A 21333-nucleotide genomic window follows, 5' to 3' on the forward strand; every position below is an offset into this window, starting at 1 on the left:
GGGGTATGGTTTCCCGGCCTCCATCGGCGTTCAGATGGCTCACCCAGAAGCGCTGGTCATCAACGTGGCCGGTGAAGCATCTTGGCTGATGAACATGCAGGAGATGGGCACCGCAGTACAATACCGTCTGCCGGTGAAACAGTTCATCCTGAACAACGAACGTCTGGGCATGGTGCGCCAGTGGCAGGAACTGCTGCACGGCGAGCGGTATTCGCATTCCTGGTCCGAGGCCCTGCCTGATTTCGTCAAACTCGCCGAAGCGTTCGGTGCCAAAGGTATCATGGTCAGCGACCCCGCCGATCTGGATGACGCGATCATGGAGATGATCAACTATGATGGTCCGGTGATCTTTGACTGTCTGGTTGAAAAGCACGAAAACTGCTTCCCCATGATCCCGTCGGGCAAGGCGCATAACGAAATGCTGCTGGGCGAAGCCGAGACGCAGGGCGTGATCGACTCCAAAGGTTCGGTTCTGGTTTAACAACATTCGTCGGAATTTACCGGGCGCTTGGCGTCCGGCTTTCGCAAGATGATGAAAGGGACGTAAATGTCTGCCCTACATATCAAAAAAGGCTCTACTCGCCATTCCGCCTACAACCTACGCCCTACCTTTTCGGACGTGCAAGAACGCCACACGATCGCCGTTCTCGTTGAAAACGAACCCGGTGTCCTGGCGCGGGTGATTGGTCTGTTCTCGGGCCGTGGCTATAACATCGAAAGCCTGACCGTGGCCGAGGTCGATCACACCGGCCACCTCAGCCGTATTACGATTGTCACCACGGGTACGCCGCAGGTGATCGAGCAGATCAAGGCGCAGCTCGGACGTATCGTTCCGGTTCATGATGTGCATGACCTGACTGTCGAAGGCCCCTCGGTCGAGCGCGAGCTTGCCATCATAAAAGTGGTGGGTGAAGGAGACAAAAGGGTCGAAGCTCTGCGCCTGGCCGATATCTTTCGCGCCAACGTAGTGGACAGTACGCTCAACTCTTTCATCTTTGAAATCACCGGTGCGCCGGACAAGATCGACGCTTTTGCCGATCTGATGCGCCCGCTGGGTCTGGCCGAAGTTGCCAGAACTGGCGTTGCCGCGCTTTTGCGCGGAGACTAAACGACCAACTGCCCCGGTCTGAAATCTGCAATTTGGACCGGGGCTGGCCTGCTTATAAATAGCATGCAGCCGGACAGACGAAACTGTACCGGTCTCTATCAGTCATAATTGGCTGAGCGCATGAAAAAGATCATGCAAAATAACATAAAGCCTATTGCCTTTACTGCCCGGCACGTTAGCTTCGGGCGCGCAATGCGTCGTTTGGCGTGTTTGCTGGGGTCATCTTTACGATTTTTGACTGAAATGCGGCCTTCGGGACCGCATCGGTCCTGTTTTCCCTTAAATGGCGGTAAAAACCTGAGACATACATGATCAAAGACACCCGAAGCCCAGAAGAATTGCGCAAAATGTTCGGCGCAAATCTGAGGCGGCTTGCAAACAGATACCCTTCTGTCTCGGAACTCTGCCGCCAGCTCGGGATAAACCGTACGCAGTTCAATCGATATCTGGCTGGTGAGAGCTTTCCGCGTCCGGATGTACTGGACCGGATCTGTCGGTTCTTTAACGTCGATGCCCGCATCCTGCTCAAACCTCTGGACGAAATATCGACACCCCGGGGATACTCCGCCGGAGCAGCTTTGGCACAGTTTCTGGGTTCCGGACCTACCGCCTTGACAGAAGCAGAGTTTCCGAACGGGTTTTATCACGCTGTTGAAACCGCCCAGTCTGAATCCGAAGCCGCGATCCACAGCCTGTATTACGCGTACCGCGTTCAACAGTGCACTCTTTTGCGCAGCTATCTATCCCGAGCAAAAGGCCCCGCCCTACTGCCCGGAGATCGTGAAATACGTGGCTTCGTCGCCTGTGCAGGCCCCAAGCTCTACGCTCTGGCCTCTCGCTATGGCGCCGCTGACTGCCGCATGTTCCTGCTGTCAAAGTCATCCGATGAACCAGAGGATCGATGGTTGGGTTTTGTTGCCGATCTATCTGAAACAGCCGTAGAATTGGCGGCTGCCCGGAATGTTGAATTTCGCCACTTGGGTCGAGATTTCCCTGCCGCATTGGCAGTCGCCAGAATGGCGTCCAACCCCGGTTGATTAAGAAAAGTCTTAAAATGCTCAGCGTTTGATTTTCTCAATAAACACTCATGAGTGTCGTTGTGAGAAAAGCTGAGGTCGCAGAAATATTAGCGACCGAGCTCCCTTCGTGCATAGGCTGGCAGAGTATTGAGGAGACCCACATGGCCAGCACACCCACCGATTTGTCGGCAGTTCGCAAGCCCATAGCAAACGCTCTTGGATTGCCGAACGGCCACTACACCGACCCTGCGTTGCACGCAGAAGAGAGTCAGGCCCTGCTACAGGAGGGCTGGTCAGGCCTGGCCGTAACAGCAGACGTCCCCGAACCGGGAGATGCAGTACCCTTGGAATTTATGGGTATTCCATTGCTGCTGCTTCGCGATCGTTCTGGTGTTGTCCGCGTTTTCCAGAACATATGCCGGCACCGTGGCATGATACTGGTCGAGGAGCCTCGTAAAATCGAAGGGGCCATCCGCTGCCCCTATCACAGCTGGTGTTACTCGACCGAGGGTCGGCTGGTCGCAACGCCGCATGTCGGCGGGCCCGGGCAGAATGCGCATGAAAATGTAAAACGCTCTGAACTGGGCCTTATCGAGGTGCGCAGTCACATCTGGCGCGAGATTGTCTGGATCAATGTCTCTGGTACAGCGCCCGAATTCGAAGACGCCAACGCCAAGCTGATCGAACGTTGGTCTGAGTTCGAGAAACCCTTGTATCACGGGGGTGCAGACAGCGCGTTCCGGCTGGACGTGAATTGCAACTGGAAGCTGGCGGTCGAGAACTATTGCGAAAGCTATCACTTGCCTTGGATTCACCCGGGCCTGAACAGCTACTCCCGACTGGAAGATCACTACAATATCGAAGAGACCGGCCTGTATTCGGGCCAGGGCACGCTCGTTTACCGACAATTGAAGGGCGACAATGGAGATGTGTTTGCCGATTTCGAGGGGTTGAGCGACAAATGGGACAAGGCAGCGGAATACATCGCGGTCTTTCCCAACGTGCTGTTGGGCGTTCACAGAGATCATGCCTTTGCGATTATCCTAAGGCCTGAGGCACAGGACAAGACCTCGGAGCATATACATCTGTTCTACGCCACGCCCGATACTGACAAAGACCTTCGTGCGCGAAACACCGAACAGTGGAAAGTCGTGTTCGAAGAAGATGTATTTGTAGTCGAGGGTATGCAGCGCGGCCGTGCGGCACCGGGTTTCGATGGCGGTCATTTCTCGCCCGCCATGGATGGTCCGACGCATCTGTTTCATGACTGGGTCGCGTTGCGGCTTGAGGCGCACCGGACCGATCTGGCAGCGGAATGACCAATCTGAACACACGCCTGCTGCAAGCCCACGCAGCAGGCGACACTAAGTCGATCTCAGCACTTTACGAAGAAGCAGCCGACGCAGCGACCGACGATGATGCTGCCGGTTTCTTCCTGACCCATGCCTATGTGCATGCTTTGGAAGCAGGTTTGCCAAGCGTCGAGCAACTGCGGGATCGGTTGATCAAAATGGGTCGAGACGTGCCGCAAGGCTAGGCACGGCCCAACCGCACTATTTAAGAAACTCGCCTCTGGTAGGGCCTAGCGCCGCGCGGCTGGCGACCGCGCAGCGAGGTAGCGCCTGTTCTCAGGTCGTTACTCCAGCTTCCGCGTCAGGCACATCACGGCTGCCTTCTGTGATCTGACGATAAAGATGCCAACTGGCGTGACCTAACAATGGCAGCACGATCAACAGCCCTAAAAACCACGGCACCATGGCCACAAATGTCAGGATCGCAATAAAGACACCCCAGCCGAACATGATCCTCTTGTTGGTGCTGACATAGGCATAGCTTGAAATCATGGCAGTCACGAAATCCAGCTCGCGATCCAGCAACATGGGGATCGAGAGCACCGTTAGCATGTAAAGAAGTATCGCAAACACCGCACCGACGGCCGAGCCGACGGCCAGCATCGTCAGGCCATTTGGCGTCAGAAAAACCTCAAGCGAAGATGATACATTGGTCATCGTGGCAAGCCCCATGAAAAGCGCAAAGATCATGTGACCGAGAAAGAACCAGAACAGGAACATCACCACGATAATCGCGCAGATCGACGGAAGCTGACGGCGGCTCTGCTGGATGACCACGCCGAAAATCGCTCCGAAGCTCAATGGTTCGCCCTGTTCCAAGCGGTGTGAAACTTCGTAAAGCCCGACAGCTGCGAAAGGACCGATCAGCGGAAAACCGATAGCTGCCAGAACCAGCCAGTACGTTGTCCCGGTCTGGAGAGTTACCCACGTCATCAGCCAGCCCGCCAGGACATAAAACCCTGCAAAAAGAAGGCCAAAGACAGGTGCCCGCCGAAAATCCTGCCATGCGCATCTCAGCGACTCGCGTAGCATTTCGGTCGTGACAGGTTTCATCTTGGGAACACCAAAGGGCCTATTCATGATCTGTCTCTCCTCTGCTCTTATTCTTGCATCACATTGCCGGTCGCTTCTGCGGCCATTCAGTCGCCTGATGGTAAGCTGCACCAATCGAAATCAGCTTTGCATCTGCGTTCTTCGGGCCAAATAACTGCAGGCCCATTGGCAAGCCTGCAGAACCAAACCCGGCGGGAATAGACAGGCACGGCAGCCCCAACAGGCTGACCGGCGTTACCACCTGCATCCATCGATGGTAGGTGTCCATCGAAACGCCGCCAATCTCAGTCGGGTACGGCTGTTCGATCTCAAACGGCCAAACCTGCGCAGCAGGCAGAACCAGCGCATCATAATCTGCAAACAAGTCAACAGAGCGACGGAACCAGTCAGTTCGGAGCAAACTTGCACGGTGAATATCCATCGCGCTGAACGATAGTCCCCGATCGAGTTCCCATTGCGCCGTATCCTTCAGAGCGGCCTTTTGAGCGATTAATGGTTCCAAACCGGTGGCAACGCTCCACGATCTTAGCGTAATCCAGCTCTCCCATATCTTATCCGCGTCAAATGGAGGGGGCACGACCTCAACCGCAGCTCCGGTTTCTTCGAAGACGTTAAGAGCGTCCGTACCGAGATCGAGAATACCCTGCTCCATGGGAAACGCCCCACCCCAGTCACCAAGCCAACCAATTCGCATCCCTCTGAGATCAGCGACCTGAACGGGTGAAACGGGATCGCTTTGCCCAGCTAGCGGATGTCGCATGTCGGAACCGGAAATGACATCAAGCAGAATGCCTATGTCTTCGGGGCTACGCGCCATCGGGCCAAGGGTGGACAACTGATGTAGATACCCGTCCCCTACCGGCTCGGACGGGACGCGGCCCCATGTTGGGCGGAACCCGTAAACGTTATTCCAGGCTGCCGGGTTGCGGAGGCTACCCATCATGTCAGACCCATCCGCCAGCGCGACCATGCCTGTGGCCAGTGCCACAGCAGCACCCCCGGATGAACCTCCGCAGGTGCGCGAAGGGTTATAAGGATTGCTGGTCGCACCGTAGACCGGGTTGAAGGTGTGTGAGCCCAAGCCAAACTCTGGCGTGTTGGTCTTGCCAATCAGGATTGCCCCTGCATCGCGCAACCGCTTGGCGATCAGATCATCGGATTTGGGAACGTGGTCCTTGTAGATCGGTGATCCCTGCGTCGAAGGAATACCCGCCACATTCACCAGATCCTTGATTGCAATGGGTAAGCCGTGCAGGGCACCGCGGTTTGGCCCATCATCCACTGCCTGCGCCTCGGACATCAAATCATCATCATCCCGCAATGCGACGATGGCGTTGACCTGACCGTTGACCTGCGCGATCCGGTCCAGAGTGCTGCGCATCAATTCTGTAGCTGACAGGCGACGATCAGACAGATCGCTCAGAAGGTCCTTGGCAGATGCCTTGGTCAGATCCATGGGTAGGTGTCCTTTGGCTGCTCACGGGCAGCCTAGCGACGCGCTTGGATCATTTAAAGCCACTGTTTAGATGTATCTTTTCCTGTTCGACAGAGATCGCTATCGAATCTTGAGATCGAACCTCAGATTGCTTTCGCGGCCAAGCAGGTTCTTCAGACAAAAATAGATCGCGACAACACTGATCATCAGCCACAGCCCGCCCCACATCATTGTGGTTCCGCCAAACTGTTCTGCCAGCATATAGGCATCAGATCGAACCCCCGGACGACGGATCGTGTCATCGAAAATGTCGTAAGGCACGTAAATCATGCTGGTGAGCCCGATGATCCGCAGAACCATGTCACAGGCCTTACGTTCAAGAAACCGGGCCATTGCCAGCATCGCCAGCCCGACACCTGCACAGAAGGCCATTGGAAACGGATCGCGGATGTAAAGCAGCGTCACCAACAGCATCACACCACCAAATAAGCCCAGCACGAACCGGTCTGCATGAGAACGCAATGCAACTGTCAACAACAACATCCCCAGCAGCAAAGACCCAAGATAACCTGCGGTCAGGATGAGGAACGGATTACCACCTTGGATCAGGGCATAGCCACCCTGATGGATCGACAATGAAATACGCTCAATGGAACCGCCCGTCAGGATGCCTGCAATGCCATGGGACAGCTCATGCAGAAACACCACCAGAATTTTGAGCGGCAGAATAACAAACGTGTTCCAAAACACGAACACCAGCACGGTGATCAGGATCAGCTGCCAGTGCCCTTTCAGAAGCGTCATGAACATGCTGTCCCGACGCCTCTCGTCAATCTTCGCCCTGCGCCTCGGACCGGCTTTTGCCCGCAACGTTCAGAGCCAGCGTAGCTGCCATGAACCCGTCAAGGTCGCCGTCCAGAACACCCTTGGTGTCGGAGGTTTCGAAATTTGTCCGCAGGTCTTTAACCATTTGATAGGGCTGCAATACGTAAGACCGGATCTGGTTGCCCCATCCTGCGTCACCTTTGGCCTCGTGCGCCGCATTGATTTCGGCGTTCCGGCGATCAAGTTCTTGCTGATAAAGGCGGGATTTCAGGGCTTTCATCGCAATATCGCGGTTCTGGTGCTGCGATTTTTCCGAACTTGTAACCACGATACCCGTTGGAATGTGTGTGATCCGCACGGCCGAGTCGGTTGTGTTGACGTGCTGACCACCAGCGCCTGACGAACGATACGTATCAACCCGGATATCCGCCGGGTTCACTTCGATTTCGATATTGTCGTCGACCACGGGATAGACCCAGACCGAGCTGAAAGATGTATGCCGTTTCGCCGCCGAGTCAAAGGGAGAAATACGCACGAGGCGATGCACGCCGCTTTCCGATTTCAGCCAGCCATATGCGTTGTGACCTGAGATCTTGTACGCTGCAGACTTGATACCGGCCTCTTCACCCGCAGTCTCTGACTGCAGCTCGACCGTGTATCCCTTTTTCTCAGCCCACCGCACGTACATGCGCGCCAGCATCGAGGCCCAGTCGCAGCTTTCGGTTCCGCCCGCGCCCGAGTTGATCTCGAGGAAGGTATCATTTCCGTCGGCCTCACCGTCCAGCAGTGCTTCGAGCTCTTTCTTGGCAGCTTTTGCCCCAAGTTTCTTGATCGCTTCCTCGGCGTCCTGGACGACCTCCTCGTCCTCTTCCATCTCACCGAGTTCAATAAGTTCGATATTGTCGTTCAAATCGGTTTTGATCGTCTCGTATGTCTCGATCGCATCGACCAGCATCTGACGCTCGCGCATCAGTTTTTGCGCGTTCTCGGGGTTGTCCCAAAGGTTGGGGTCCTCGACACGCGCGTTGAATTCTTCCAACCGGTGCGGTGCGGTCTCATAGTCCATACGCTGCTCCAGCAGCTCCAGCGACTTTTGGATTTCCGCCACGATGTTCTGGGTTTCGGCGCGCATGGTCTGGTCCCAACTTGCTCAATCAGGCCTGCGTGATAGCAAGAGGTGCGTGCCACCACAAGACAAGTGAGATGCGAATGAAGGATACACCGGACGAGTTGTTGGACCGATGGGGCCTGACCATCCTGTCAATGGCGGCAGATACCGGCCATGCGCGAATCTGGAAGGTCGAAACGGCTGACGCGGTTGCGGCGCTTAAGGTGTATCGCCGGTCAGATCGCGGCAACGAAGGCCCGGGATCGCGGCTTTTGTCTGCTTGGCAGGATCGCGGTGCGGTTCAAATACTCGAAGAGGCGAACAACGCAGTTCTGATGGAGTGGTTGGATGGTCCGTCACTGGGGGATGTGGCGCGCGACGGTGCCCCGGAAACTGCTGTGAATTTATTGGCTGAAGCTGCATCACATCTGCATCGCTCGCCCCGGGTGGAGATTTCCGGTCTCAGAACACTAAACGATGTTTTCACCCCTCTGTTTCGCTGTGAATTTACAGACACTTGTGACCCTAAACTAAAGATTGCCATGCAGCAGTCTGCAGCATTGGCCAGAGAACTGCTGGATAGTCAGCAGACACTGGTTCCGCTGCATGGCGATCTGCACACCGACAATGTCATACTGACCAAGGCTGGCCCGAAGGTGATCGATGCCAAGGGTTATCTCGGCGATCCGGCGTTTGAGCTTGCAAACGCGTTGCGACATCCCAAAGGGATGCCGGACCTTGTGCGAGATCCCATACAGATCGCGAAATGCCTACAGCTATATTCAGAGGCGATGGCGGTTACGCCCGAACGCCTTGCCAAATGGGCAGCCGCAAAATGTGCATTGTCAATCTACTGGCGTTCGCACCAACAGGTTTCGGAAGACAAAGAGGCAGACCTGCTACGCCTGTTCTTGCAAGCGGCGGCTTAGTAAAGCCCGCCCCCCTGCAGATCACCCTGGCTTGCGTTTGGTCCTACTGTGATGGTGTTACCCGTCGACGTGGTTACCTGACGACCCGAGCTGGCTTCTTCGAACAGAGGCAAGTCGGATCCCATGGCAAAACCACCGTCATAGATACGATCGATAAAGCCATCGACGCCGTCACGGAAATACTCGGCAACGACGTAATCGCCTGAGGCGTTATCCGGCAGGCGTGCGCCGCTGAACCGGTCGATCTTGATGAAATGCCCACCCGGAGGCACTTCGAACGGACCACCACCGTATTTCTCGACTGCTTTTTCCATAAAGCTCTGGAAAACCGGACCGCAGAGAGTACCACCATAAGCCCCCCGCCCCATCGGACGCGGTCGGTCATAGCCAATATAGCAGCCTGCAACGATGTTCGACGTAAATCCGATGAACCATGCATCTTTGGATTCGTTGGTCGTGCCGGTTTTGCCTGCTGTCGGCACCGGCAGGTTCACAACGCGGGATGCCGTTCCACGATCCACCACACCTTTCATCATCGACGTCAGCTGATAGGCCGTAACCGCATCCATGACCTGTTCACGGTCGGTGACGATGGTTGGTGACTCATCCGGTTCCAACCAGCTAGAGTTGCAATCCAGACACTGACGGTCGTCGTGGCGATAGATGGTTTTGCCGAACCGGTCCTGAATACGGTCAACCAGCGTGGGTTCTACGCGTTCACCGCCATTGGCAAACATGGCATAAGCCGCAACCATCTTGTAAAGCGTGGTTTCCTCGGCCCCCAATGAGTTGGCCAGAAATGCGCCCATCCGGTCATAGACACCAAACCGCTCGGCATACCCGGCGACAACCGGCATCGTGACTTCTTGCGCAAGACGAATGGTCATCAGGTTCCGGGACATCTCGATCCCTGTACGCAGTGGTGTCGGACCGTAGAACTTGTTTGTCGAGTTCTTGGGACGCCACAGCCCCTGAGGGGTGTTCACTTCAATCGGGGCGTCCACAACGATGGTGGCCGGGCTGTAGCCACTGTCCAAAGCTGCGGCATAGACGAAGGGTTTAAAGCTTGAACCCGGCTGTCGCTGCGCCTGTGTCGCGCGGTTGAATACCGTGTCCTGATACGAGAAGCCGCCCTGCATCGACAATACGCGGCCCGAATTCACGTCCATCGCCATAAACGCGCCCTGAACTTCAGGCACCTGACGTGCAGACCACTGACCTTCCTCGCCAGCAACGACCAAAATGACATCGCCGCGTTTGAAGTTGGCTGCAAAATCGCCCTGCATCCATTTGATGTCTGAACGCGGGATAACACCGTTGGCAGGACCATCTTCGATACCAACAGTCAGTTGCTGGTCAGCGACATCCATAACAACAGCGGGATACCACTGCGTCGGCAGCACAACATCGCGCGGAATCTCAAGAATCGCCAGGGCTTCGCGCCACTGCGCCTCATCACCCAGCTTTTCTTCTGCGATCACCTCACCCGTGCCGCGCCATTTGCCGCGGGAACGGTCATATTTCTGCAGGGCTTCACGCAGCGCGCGGGCCGCTTCGACCTGCATCTCTTCGTCCACCGAAGCGCGAACCGTAAAGCCGCCGGTAAAGAACTCTCCCTCACCAAAGTCCTCGCTCAGCTGGCGACGAATTTCATCGGTGAAGTAGTCGCGAGGTGGCAAAGCAGTACGGAAGCTTTCGAAATCCCCGTTCTGAACAGAACGCAACGGCATCTCGACTTCGGTCTCATACGTTGCCTGATCGATATAGCCGTTTTGCTGCATCTCACGCAGAACGTAGTTGCGGCGAGCCAGCAGACGCTCTTTCTGGCGGACAGGGTGATAATCCGATGGCGCTTTGGGCATGGCGGCGAGCATTGCAGCCTCATGCGGCGCCAGTTCCTGCAGTGTCTTGTTGAAATAGGTCTGTGCAGCAGCGGTCACACCATAGGAGTTCTGACCAAGAAAAATCTCGTTCATATAGAGTTCGAGAATCTGTTCCTTGTCGAGCGTATCCTCAAGCCGGGTGGCGAGGATAATTTCCTTGATCTTACGTTCTGCACGACGGTCACCCGACAGTAGAAAGTTCTTCATCACCTGCTGCGTGATGGTCGAAGCACCGCGAACGTTTTCACCCTTGGACTTCACTGCCTCAACCCCGGCAGCAACGATACCGCGTGGATCATAGCCCTGGTGGGTGTAAAAGTTCTTGTCTTCAGCCGAGATGAACGCCTGCTTCACCAAGTCGGGAATTTCTTCGGACGGAGTGAACAGTCGGCGCTCCTGCGCGAATTCGTCGATCAGTTGGCCCTTGCCCGAATAGATTCGGCTGATGGTCGGTGGCTTGTACTGTGCAAGGGATTCATGGCTGGGCAGATCGCGCCCATACATCCAGAAGACCGCACCAACAACCAGCGCGGCCATAAAAATACCCAAAGTCACGAGGCTGAAAATCGCCCCGAAAATCGAAAGAATGAACCGGATCACGTTGCTGCCTTTTATTCGCGGTGCCGTCTATATAGTGACGCTCAGCCCAAGGGTCAAAACACCTTGGCGCATTCTAGCCAGTTTGCGTCGTCAGGTCACTGTCCAATCAGTGACCGTTTGATCACGTCTTCTTGTCGCCACTTCTCAAGCCCTTTGTAAATGCCTTGCGCCATCGATGCGCGCCATTCAGGATTCCTGATATTTTTCAAATCTCTGGGGCTGGACAGAAACCCAAGCTCTACCAGAACCGAAGGGATATCAGCTGCCTTTAGGACAGAGAACGAAGCGGTGCGGATCGGGCGACGATTCATCGGGCCGCCCTGCTGTGCCATCCCGTTGGCAATCGCCCGTGCCAGCGCGTCTGTGCGCGGTTTCGTTTCCTGCCGAGCCATGTCCAGCAACACGTCCGCGACCTGATCATCGGACCCGCTGAGGTCGATGCCCGATATCAAGTCGCCCCGATCATGGCGTTCCGCCAGTTTCAGGCTGGCAACGTCGGAGGCATCTTCGGACAGTGTATAGACCGCCGCGCCATGAGCCTGCCCTTCGGACAGCGAATCTGCATGCAGCGAGATAAACACGTGCGCCCCCGCCCGATGCGCCAGCGCAATGCGCCGTTCCAACGAGACAAACTGATCATCAACACGGGTCATGACCACCTCGTACCCGCCAGCCCGCAGCAACAACTCGCGCAGTTCACGCGCAAAGGTCAGCATCAGCGTTTTTTCATCGGTTCCGGACACTTCGGCACCCGGATCAAGCCCTCCATGTCCAGGGTCCAGCATGACGCGCAGAGGCTGATCACCCTTGGGAGGTTCAGCCTCTTCCGTGATCGCGGGCTCGGGCAAATCCCAGCCGGGGTTGCGTGGGGCACCAGCACCTTCCGCGAATGTATCAAAGTCAGTTCCACGCAGATTGAGCGTCAGCAGCGCTGCCCCCGTTGCCGCGTCAACGCGCATATCAGCCGTATCCACAGCCAGCGGCGCGCCAAGTTCCATCACAAGGCGGGACCAGCCGGGGACGTAAGCTCCAAACTGTACACCGGTGATCCGGTTGCTTTTTAGAAACGCCTCGCGGTCAAGGCCGGTCCAATCAACCTCCTGAAAATCCAGCACCATCCGGTACGGATCCTGCAGTGTGAAAACGCGATATGGCACCCCCTGGGTCAGACCAATACGCAGACGAACACCCGAAGCGCCATTGTCCGTAATCTGGCTTTGATCGGGAACAACTCGGGCAAGCGCACTGAAATCCTGCGCAAGCGCATTGCCGGTCAGCGCCCATAACAGCGCGAGAACATAGAAAATCCTGCTCATGGCCTCAAGTTTTCCCGAGATCGTTCGGCGCAAAGCCTATAGCACCGACATGGTTTTGTGAACGCTTTTGGCGTCAAGCACTACTGAGTGCAACATTACCGCGTCCGGCCATGAAAACGCGCAGACGTTCCAGACCCTCCTCGATATCGACCGTTGAACGCGCGTAGGAGAAGCGCAGCGTTTCATGACCACGTTCGGGATCGAAATCCAGACCCGGTGTCACCGCAACACCTGCCTTCTCCAAAATCTCGGCAGCAAAGGCGCGGCTGTCATTGGTCAGATCCGAGACATCCGCGTAAACATAGAATGCCCCATCCGGCGGCGCGATGTTGGTAAATCCTGCTTGGGGCAAACCCTTGAACATCAATTCACGATTCCGGCGATAGACATCCAGATTGCCCTGCAGTTCTTCATCGCAATCCATCGCCGCCAGTGCCGCGACCTGACTTGCGTGTGGGGCACAGATAAACATGTTCTGGGCAATACGTTCGACCACACGCACCTGATCTTCGGGAACGACCATCCAACCGACACGCCATCCGGTCATCGAGAAGTACTTTGAGAACGAGTTGATCACATAGCACTCATCCGTCAGCTCCAACGCGGTGACGGCTTTGGCCTCGTATTCCAGACCGTGATAAATTTCGTCGCTGATAAACGATGCTCCCTGCCCTTGCGCCGCTTCGATCAGCGCACCCATGGCGGCATGGTCCAGCATGGTGCCCGTCGGATTGGCTGGCGAAGCAACCATGAGCCCTTGCAGATCTAGACCCGCAAAATCTGCCGGCACTGGCTGCAGCCGATGTTCTGGTGCGGTGGGCAGATCGACAGGCACCAGCCCCAGCGCTTTGAGTATCTGGCGATAAGACGGATAACCCGGCGCGCCGATGCCCACGCGATCACCGCTATCGAACAACGCTGTAAATGCCAGCAGAAAGCCGCCAGAAGACCCCGGTGTGATAACAACACGCTCAGGGTTCAGATCGACATTGTACCAATCGCCATACATCCGGGCGATCCGCTGTCTCAATGCAGGCAGACCCAACGCTACTGTATAGCCCAGCGGTCCTTGCTCCATTTCCTTGGCCAGCGCCTGCACCGCCCCTTTGGGTGCGCCTGTTCCTGGCTGACCAACCTCCATATGAATGATGTGGCGCCCGTCCTCTTCTGCTTTTCGTGCAGCCTCCATCACGTCCATCACGATGAAGGGATCGACCCCGGACCGGGTTGAGTTTCTCATGCCCATCTCCCATGTTGCAGCCATGGCTTTTGAACGCGTATCCAGGCTGGCGTCAATCCCGGCTCTGATACTGGCTGTTGGCATGTGGATGGCAACGGCGGTTCAAAGCTATGCGCAAAGCCTGATACGCGATCCGGATATCGAACATGGTTTACGAGAACTCGCCTTTCCAATCCTTCGCGCGGCTGGGCTGAACACCAACCGGGTACAGGTCCTTGTCGTAAACGACAGCACTTTCAACGCCTTCGTCATCGACTACAACACGATCTACGTGAACTACGGCCTCATTCTGGCGGTTGATAGCCCCGAGATGCTGCAGGCCGTTATTGCCCATGAAGCCGCCCATATCGCCAACGGTCATCTGGCCCGGCGCGCCGAGAACCTGAGGGCAGCTCAGCGAAATGCCCAGCTGGGTCTGGCACTCGCACTGGTCGCTGCGGCTGCTGGTGGAGGCGAAGCTGCAGCGGGCATCGCAGCCGGAACCTCGTCCTCTGCGCTACGCAGCTTTTTGGGCCATACACGGGCCGAAGAATCTTCGGCTGACCGAAGCGCTGCCAGCTATCTGCGATGGGCAGAGATTTCACCGATCGGCATGGTCGAGCTGCATCGGAAATTCGCGGGTCAGGAGTTGTTGAGTACGATTAATCAGGACCCTTACATGCGATCGCACCCGACCAGTCGTGAGCGTTTGCGTGCCGCCGAAGCCTTTTTGGAAGAGTTTTCTGATAGGGCCAAGTCCAACCCGAATGCCGACTACTGGTTTGCCCGTGTGAAAGGCAAACTATCAGCTTTTCTGCGCAGCCCCGGATGGACACTGCGTCGCTCCAAAGAAGAAACGGCGCAAGATATCCGCCTGATGCGCGAAGCAGCAGCACATCACCAGAACCGGAATCTGGCGAGTGCACGTGCCGCAATTGATGGCGCTCTCGAGGTTCGTCCTGACGATCCGTTCTATTACGAGCTCAAAGGCCAGATCTTGCTGGAAAACCGTCGGGTTAAAGAAGCTGTTGACGCCTATGGCAAAGCAGTAGAGCTTGCGCCCAATGACCCGCTCATTCTGGCTGGCTATGGTCGCGCGCTGCTGAGCGATGGCCAGACGAAGAACGCCCTGCAAGCCCTTGAAAAGGCTCGCGCAAGAGACTATCGAAACGCGCGGCTAATGCAAGATCTGGGTTCTGCCTATTCCAAGGTGGGCAACAATGGGATGGCATCGACCGTCACCGCAGAACGATATGCTTTGCAAGGCCGGTTGGCCGATGCAGGCATCCATGCAAAACGTGCTGTCGGGCAATTGCCCGTGGGCTCTCCGGGTTGGCAAAGGGCGCAAGATGTGTTGATTGCCTCGGAACGAGCAAAGAAAGAGAAAAGGAAACGGAAATGATCCTCAGACATGCTGCGCCGGCCCTTCTGGGGCTTTCCCTGATCTCCAGCCCTGCGGCGGCGCTGGATCTCAACTCGATGAGCGATGCGGAGAAAGCTGCTTTTGGCGAACAGGTCCGCGAGTATCTGCTGGAAAACCCCAGCGTTATTGTCGAAGCGATCACCATCCTCGAACAACAGCAGGCTGCCGCCGAAGCCGTCGCCGACAAGGAACTGGTCGCGGCGAATGCGGATGAACTGTTCAATGATGGATATAGCTGGGTAGGCGGCAATCCTGATGGTGATATCACTCTTGTCGAGTTCATGGATTATCGCTGCGGCTATTGTCGCCGAGCGGTACCAGAAGTCGCAAGCCTTTTGTCAGAGGACGGCAACATCCGTCTGGTGATAAAGGAATTCCCGATCCTTGGCGAAGCGTCCCTGCTATCATCGCAATTTGCCGTGGCCACCAAGAACGTAGCTGGCGATGATGCGTACAAACAGGTGCACGATGCGTTGATGGAATTCGGTGGCGATGTTTCCGAGGTGACTCTGCGTCGTATTTCGGACGGTCTGGGGCTGGACAGCGATGCGATCATTGCCGCCATGGACAGTGACGAAGTAAACAACGAAATAGCTCAAACCCGCGCACTGGCGCAAAAGATGAAAATCTCAGGCACGCCCTCTTTTGTTCTGGGAACCGAAATGTTGCGCGGTTATCTGACTGCAGATCAGATGCAGCAAATCGCCGACGGCGTTCGCGCTGATCAAAGCTGATTGAGAGGGGGCGGACACCCCGCCCCTTATCCATCGCGAGAACTTACCAGGCCTGGATGACGTATACGCAGCCAGCCCGCTGGATTGCACAAACAAATCTGTTGATCTTGAGAGGCAGATAGCGATGAACAGAAGAGAAATGTTGCTGGCCAGCGGAGCATTCGGCCTCATGACACGCCCAGGTATCCTTAGCGCAAACCCTGCCACCGGCTATTTCGTTCCACCCGAGGAAGGCCCGCATCAGCGTACATTCATGCAATGGCCGGCGAACCGCAGGGTGCACTCTGACAGGGTTTTCCGGAAAATGGCGCAGCAGACGATCGCTGATATCGCAAATGCGATATCCGATTTTGAACCCGTCACTCTGCTTGCTGCAAAGGAAGATCATTCATCGGCACGCAAAAAGCTCTCTGCCAGCGTCGAGCTTTGGGACATTCCTACCGACGACCTCTGGTGCCGCGATTCTGGACCGATTTTCGTAGTTAATGAAAACGGCGATCTCGCCATCACAAATATCCAGTTCAACGGCTGGGGCGAGAGGCAGATCAACACGAATGACTCGCAAATCGCCAGACGTGTTTCCGAACATCTGGGCCTGCCCTTCCTCAAATCCGGTCTGATCGGTGAAGGGGGTGGCGTTGAACAAGACGGCCACGGCTTGCTCATGGCACATGAGAGTTCATGGGTACACGACAACCGAAACCCGGGGATGTCGCGCAATGAAATTGAAGCGCTACTGCTGAAGGCATACGGGGCCGACCGCATGATCTGGTCCGCAGGCGTTTGGGACGAGGATATTACTGATTACCACATCGACAGCCTGGCGAGGTTTACCGGCCCCGGGCGTGTCCTGATCAACCTGCCGGACGATCCGGATCCAGCTGACCCGTTCCATATGGCGGCCCTGGACACTCATGATGTGCTTGTCGCTGCCGGGCTACAAGTAGATGTCATCCCCGAGCCGGTTGAGCGCCGCATCGACGATGAGGAATTCGTCGCATCCTATGCAAACTACTACGTTTGCAACGGCGCCGTAATTGTTGCCGAATTCGGTGATCGTGAAACCGACCAGATCGCGCAGGACGCGATTTCCCGGCACTACCCTGGCCGCGAAATCATCACACTTAACGTCGACACGTTGGGTGAGATGGGAGGCGGCATTCACTGCGCAACGCAACAGATGCCAGCAGTCACTTGATCTGCATCGCGGGTCGCGTGCGACGCCCTGAATAAGCTGTGCTTTACTCAGCTGCCTCTTTGGCAGCATCGAGTTCTGCCGCTTTTTTTTCGACCTCTTCAACGATGTGGTCGATCATCTGATCGTTCGACATCTTGTGGCTGGCCTTACCGGCCAGATAGACCATACCAGACCCTGCCCCACCGCCGGTGAAGCCAACATCGGTCATCAGCGCCTCACCCGGACCATTCACAACACAACCGATGATCGACAGGCTCATGGGTGTCTTGATGTGCTCAAGGCGCTTTTCCAGCTCTTCAACGGTTTTGATGACGTTAAAGCCCTGACGCGCGCAGGACGGGCAAGAGATGATGTTGACGCCGCGGTGACGCAGACCCAGAGATTTGAGAATCTCGAAACCCACCTTGACCTCTTCGACAGGATCGGCCGACAGGCTGACACGGATCGTGTCCCCGATGCCCATCCAAAGCAGGTTGCCTAGCCCGATGGCAGATTTGATCGTACCACTGACCAGTCCACCAGCCTCGGTAATCCCCAGATGGATCGGTGCATCTGTCGCCTCGGCAATACCCTGATAAGCTGCCGCTGACAGGAATACGTCGCTGGCTTTCACACTGATCTTGAACTCATGAAAATCGTTGTCCTGAAGGATGCGGATATGTTCCAGCCCGCTTTCGACCATCGCCTCAGGGCACGGTTCGCCATATTTCTCCAGCAGATGCTTTTCCAGACTGCCCGCGTTCACGCCGATGCGGATCGAGCAGTTGTGGTCTTGTGAAGCCTTGATGACTTCTTTCACACGCTTTTCGTCACCGATATTACCCGGGTTGATGCGAAGGCATGCAGCGCCTGCTTCAGCAGCCTCGATACCACGACGATAGTGGAAATGGATATCAGCGACGATCGGAACGGGGCTTTCGCGCACGATCTCTTTTAGCGCTTTTGACGACGCCTCATCCGGCACCGAAATCCGCACGATATCCGCGCCTGCCTCAGCTGCTGCCTGGACCTGTGCAATGGTTCCTGCCACGTCAGTCGTCAGCGTGTTGGTCATGGTCTGGACTGCAATGGGCGCATCACCCCCAACCGGAACGTTCCCAACCATGATCTGGCGGGATTTGCGGCGATAGATATCGCGCCAGGGACGTACGTGATTGAGAGACATGAAAACCGGTCCGCGTCTGCCTAGGTTGCGCCTTAGATAGTTCGGCGACCGGGGTACCGCAATGGTTAGATCACTCGGCGGGCGCTTCTGTCGCCTGAGTTTGCAATTCGGCGACCAATTGCTTGAGCGCACTGTTATGGTCTGCTTCCAAATCCGCCACGGTGAAATGCTCGGACACCGAGTCTTTGGACAACACAACGCCCTTAGCTACTGTTCCGGGCGCGCCGACAGGCCCATAGTGTTTGCCATTTACTTGGAAATAAACCGAACCAGCAGCACCAGCGCGCAATTGAGGTGGCTCTTCTGTCAAAGGCACCTCAAAGGTGTTGCCATGCTCAACGGTTCCAAGAGTTCCCTCAAAAATCACACTACCATCGGCCGCTCGAACACGCATCCAAGCTGGGTCAACAGCAACAATCCGCAGTGCAGTATCAAGTTTCTCTACAACCTGCGGCAACGCAGGGCGTTCTACGGTGTGAACATCGGCAATCTGCGTTTCAGGAACCTCTGGCGGTCTGAAGGTGCCTACCGTACGCGGATCAAGCGTCGATATCGGCGCATCACGGGCAACAAGAACGGGTACGTCCAACGCCTGCGGTCGATAGAGGCGGTCAAGCGCCTCTGCACTTGGGCTTTCCAACCCGGCTATCTCTGGCTCCTGCGAACGGCTTTGCGCTTCGTGCAACGGATCAAGATCCGACAGCACGACCGGGGCCTGTTCAACCGGTGCCACCTGTACCTGCTGAATCTTGTTCAGCACGGACCAACCGCCGTATCCAATCCCACCGATCAGCGCCAGAAGGACGAGAGACGACCCGATTGCGCGAGGCTCAATATGGCTGAAAACCGATTCATTGCCGGGCAGGTATGGCGTGTTGGGAGAGATGAACGGATCGCGCCCCATAGGACCGCGGTTTGGCAAATCCCCAGTTGCCTTTTTTACAACCGATGCCTCTGCCGACATGCCATGCGCGACCTCAAATCCACTTTCCTGACAGAAGGCAGCAAAGGTATCATCCGGGTTCATCCCCAGATAGCGGGCGTAAGAACGAACATACCCGGCAATGAAGCCGGGTGTGTCAAATGCATCAGGATCAGCATTTTCGATGGCAGCGATGTAGTTGGCTTTGATCCGCAGTTCGCGCTGAACATCCAGTAGCGACTTGCCCATGGTTGCCCGCTCGCCGCGCATCATGTCACCAAGCCGTACTTCGAAGTCGTCGAAACCCTTTGGTCTGACGTCTACGTCTTCCTCGGAATCGCGCTGTGTCCTGCGCCCAATCATCCCTGCTGCCCCATTTTGCCTGCCGCGTGCTTAGCGCGAACAGCGAATCGTCCCCATAACGATTCGTCTGTTTGTTTGTTAGCGTAAGCTTAACACGCGGCAAACGTGTTGCACACTTTGGCGTGAGGTTAACCGGCAAGTTCGGCGCGATTTAGCGCACAATGTGACCAAAGTTCGTCCATCGCCTGGATCAAACGGTTCATCTCGCCGGGCCCGTGTACAGGTGACGGCGTAAAGCGCAGGCGTTCAGTCCCTCGAGGAACGGTCGGGAAATTGATCGGCTGAACGTAAATTCCATGATCATCCAGCAGCCTGTCACTGAGGATTTTGGTGTGTACCGGGTTGCCGACAATCACCGGAACGATGTGACTGCCGTGGTCGATCAACGGCAAGCCCATCCCTTTCAGACGCAGCTTGAGCACCTTGGCCTGCGTCTGATGCTGTTCCCGCAGTTCCGATGCACCTTTGAGATAGGCAACAGAGGCAGCAGCACCCGCAGCAACCGAGGGCGGAAGAGACGTGGTGAAGATGAAGCCCGGCGCGTAAGAGCGTACAGCGTCGCACATCTTTTCGCTGGCGGCGATATAGCCACCCATCACGCCGTATGCTTTAGCCAGCGTTCCGTTGATGATGTCGATACGATGCGCCAGCCGGTCACGCTCGGTTACACCACCGCCGCGCGGGCCGTACATGCCGACCGCGTGCACTTCGTCGATATAGGTCAGCGCGCCGAATTCGTCTGCCAGATCGCAAATTTCTTCGATCGGACCAAAGTCACCATCCATCGAATAGACCGATTCAAACGCGATCAGCTTGGGCACTGCAGGATCGTCGGCCTCAAGTAGTTCACGCAGATGCGCGACATCATTGTGGCGGAAGATCCGCTTGTCGCCACCATTGCGACGCACACCTTCGATCATCGAGGCGTGGTTCAGCGCGTCGGAATAGATGATCAGGCCCGGGAACAGCTTAGGTAGCGTGCTCAGCGTCGCGTCGTTTGCGATATAGGCACTGGTGAAAAGAAGCGCAGCCTCTTTACCATGCAGATCTGCGAGCTCGGCTTCCAACCGCTTGTGATAGACAGTTGTGCCAGAGATGTTGCGTGTGCCGCCCGACCCTGCACCCGCGGCATCAACGGCCTCGTGCATTGCGTTCAGGACGACGGGATGCTGCCCCATGCCCAAATAGTCGTTGCCGCACCATACGGTGATATTCTGCTGCGAACCGTCTGGACGGGTCCGAACGGCGTGAGGGAAATGGCCGTTGCGACGTTCGATATCGATGAAGGTCCGGTATCGTCCTTCTTCATGCAGCCTGGCAATCGCTGAATCGAGCTGAGCAGTGTAGTCCAACGGACCCTCCTTCGATGTCCGATTGTATTGACCACAACCGGACCACTTTGTTCGCCGTATCTCCTGGCCTAGACCATTAGTACGACTTTGCGTTCCTCTGTATCAACTACCTACTGCTGATCAGTGGGACCTAACTTTGATTTGCATCAATTATCCCTTAACACGCCCTCGGACAAGTAAAGTTACGGCTATAAGACGCGAGGAAACGACGCAGGTAGTTCTACGGCTCTTTCCTTATTTCCGATAGTATACTCCAATTCCCGCCGATACACACTGGACGACACCGCCAGCGCTGCTAGGCTCCGCGCAAATTCACATCCATTCAGGAG

The 21333-nt window shown here is 56.1% G+C and carries 19 protein-coding genes; 9 read left to right on the forward strand and 10 right to left on the reverse strand.

Annotated features, from left to right (window positions below; translation table 11 throughout):
- The 5 genes from E1297_RS50640 to E1297_RS46755 form a co-directional block, all read left to right on the forward strand.
- Nucleotides 1-481, forward strand: a 481-nt coding sequence (locus E1297_RS50640) for a thiamine pyrophosphate-dependent enzyme (protein ID WP_244328141.1), incomplete at its 5' end; no start/stop codon positions are given.
- Between the two features lie 66 nt (nucleotides 482-547).
- Nucleotides 548-1108: an acetolactate synthase small subunit gene (gene ilvN / locus E1297_RS46740; protein ID WP_155150935.1), complete on the forward strand. Its 561-nt coding sequence runs from the start codon at nucleotides 548-550 to the stop codon at nucleotides 1106-1108.
- A 308-nt stretch (nucleotides 1109-1416) separates the two neighbouring features.
- Complete coding sequence (locus E1297_RS46745; RefSeq protein WP_155150938.1) at nucleotides 1417-2145, forward strand: helix-turn-helix domain-containing protein; 729 nt, start codon at nucleotides 1417-1419, stop codon at nucleotides 2143-2145.
- 143 nt (nucleotides 2146-2288) lie between these two features.
- Complete coding sequence (locus tag E1297_RS46750; protein WP_155150940.1) at nucleotides 2289-3446, forward strand: aromatic ring-hydroxylating dioxygenase subunit alpha; 1158 nt, start codon at nucleotides 2289-2291, stop codon at nucleotides 3444-3446.
- Nucleotides 3443-3664 carry a hypothetical protein gene (locus E1297_RS46755; RefSeq protein WP_155150943.1) on the forward strand — a complete coding sequence of 74 codons (222 nt, stop codon included), beginning with the start codon at nucleotides 3443-3445 and terminating at the stop codon, nucleotides 3662-3664. Before E1297_RS46750 ends, E1297_RS46755 begins: the two co-directional genes overlap by 4 nt.
- Before the next feature lie 91 nt (nucleotides 3665-3755).
- Here the strand turns inward: E1297_RS46755 and E1297_RS46760 are convergent, their stop codons facing one another.
- From E1297_RS46760 to prfB, 4 genes are all read right to left on the reverse strand, one after another.
- Nucleotides 3756-4559, reverse strand: coding sequence for a DUF2189 domain-containing protein (locus E1297_RS46760; RefSeq protein WP_155150945.1), 804 nt, complete (start codon nucleotides 4557-4559; stop codon nucleotides 3756-3758).
- Nucleotides 4560-4590: 31 nt separating this feature from the next.
- On the reverse strand, nucleotides 4591-5988 hold the full coding sequence (locus E1297_RS46765; RefSeq protein ID WP_155150949.1) for an amidase: 1398 nt from the start codon (nucleotides 5986-5988) through the stop codon (nucleotides 4591-4593).
- A gap of 99 nt (nucleotides 5989-6087) precedes the next feature.
- Nucleotides 6088-6771 carry a M50 family metallopeptidase gene (locus E1297_RS46770; RefSeq protein ID WP_155150952.1) on the reverse strand — a complete coding sequence of 228 codons (684 nt, stop codon included), beginning with the start codon at nucleotides 6769-6771 and terminating at the stop codon, nucleotides 6088-6090.
- A gap of 25 nt (nucleotides 6772-6796) precedes the next feature.
- The gene (prfB, locus tag E1297_RS46775) at nucleotides 6797-7924 is read right to left on the reverse strand and encodes a peptide chain release factor 2 (RefSeq protein ID WP_155150955.1); all 1128 of its coding nucleotides are present in this window, start codon (nucleotides 7922-7924) and stop codon (nucleotides 6797-6799) included.
- Between the two features lie 77 nt (nucleotides 7925-8001).
- Between prfB and E1297_RS46780 the strand changes: the two genes are divergently transcribed.
- Nucleotides 8002-8829, forward strand: a complete 828-nt coding sequence (locus E1297_RS46780) for an aminoglycoside phosphotransferase family protein (RefSeq protein WP_196223582.1) — start codon at nucleotides 8002-8004, stop codon at nucleotides 8827-8829.
- Here E1297_RS46780 and E1297_RS46785 read toward each other — a convergent pair.
- The 3 genes from E1297_RS46785 to E1297_RS46795 all read right to left on the reverse strand — a co-directional run bounded on the left by E1297_RS46785 (nucleotide 8826) and on the right by E1297_RS46795 (nucleotide 13868).
- Complete coding sequence (locus tag E1297_RS46785) at nucleotides 8826-11312, reverse strand: PBP1A family penicillin-binding protein (protein WP_170330885.1); 2487 nt, start codon at nucleotides 11310-11312, stop codon at nucleotides 8826-8828. The two genes, E1297_RS46780 and E1297_RS46785, sit on opposite strands and share 4 nt — an antisense overlap.
- 95 nt (nucleotides 11313-11407) lie before the next feature.
- Nucleotides 11408-12628: an N-acetylmuramoyl-L-alanine amidase gene (locus E1297_RS46790; protein WP_155150961.1), complete on the reverse strand. Its 1221-nt coding sequence runs from the start codon at nucleotides 12626-12628 to the stop codon at nucleotides 11408-11410.
- A gap of 73 nt (nucleotides 12629-12701) precedes the next feature.
- Nucleotides 12702-13868, reverse strand: a complete 1167-nt coding sequence (locus E1297_RS46795; protein WP_155150964.1) for a pyridoxal phosphate-dependent aminotransferase — start codon at nucleotides 13866-13868, stop codon at nucleotides 12702-12704.
- Here E1297_RS46795 and E1297_RS46800 point away from each other — a divergent pair.
- The 3 genes from E1297_RS46800 (at nucleotide 13867) to E1297_RS46810 (ending at nucleotide 17202) form a co-directional block, all read left to right on the forward strand.
- On the forward strand, nucleotides 13867-15249 hold the full coding sequence (locus E1297_RS46800; RefSeq protein ID WP_155150965.1) for a M48 family metalloprotease: 1383 nt from the start codon (nucleotides 13867-13869) through the stop codon (nucleotides 15247-15249). The two genes, E1297_RS46795 and E1297_RS46800, sit on opposite strands and share 2 nt — an antisense overlap.
- A complete protein-coding gene (locus E1297_RS46805; RefSeq protein ID WP_155150968.1) occupies nucleotides 15246-16004 on the forward strand; it encodes a DsbA family protein in 759 nt (252 codons plus the stop codon). Before E1297_RS46800 ends, E1297_RS46805 begins: the two co-directional genes overlap by 4 nt.
- A gap of 124 nt (nucleotides 16005-16128) precedes the next feature.
- Nucleotides 16129-17202, forward strand: a complete 1074-nt coding sequence (locus E1297_RS46810) for an agmatine/peptidylarginine deiminase (RefSeq protein WP_155150971.1) — start codon at nucleotides 16129-16131, stop codon at nucleotides 17200-17202.
- Between the two features lie 43 nt (nucleotides 17203-17245).
- On the opposite strand, the gene ispG is transcribed toward E1297_RS46810, so the two are convergent.
- The 3 genes from ispG to hemA all read right to left on the reverse strand — a co-directional run bounded on the left by ispG (nucleotide 17246) and on the right by hemA (nucleotide 21004).
- Nucleotides 17246-18367, reverse strand: a complete 1122-nt coding sequence (ispG, locus tag E1297_RS46815; RefSeq protein ID WP_155150974.1) for a flavodoxin-dependent (E)-4-hydroxy-3-methylbut-2-enyl-diphosphate synthase — start codon at nucleotides 18365-18367, stop codon at nucleotides 17246-17248.
- 70 nt (nucleotides 18368-18437) lie between these two features.
- Nucleotides 18438-19652, reverse strand: a complete 1215-nt coding sequence (locus tag E1297_RS46820; RefSeq protein ID WP_155150977.1) for a helix-turn-helix domain-containing protein — start codon at nucleotides 19650-19652, stop codon at nucleotides 18438-18440.
- Between the two features lie 128 nt (nucleotides 19653-19780).
- Nucleotides 19781-21004, reverse strand: coding sequence for a 5-aminolevulinate synthase (gene hemA / locus E1297_RS46825; RefSeq protein WP_155150981.1), 1224 nt, complete (start codon nucleotides 21002-21004; stop codon nucleotides 19781-19783).
- Between the last annotated feature and the right edge of the window lie 329 nt (nucleotides 21005-21333).

The organism is Roseibium sp. RKSG952 (assembly GCF_009711355.1).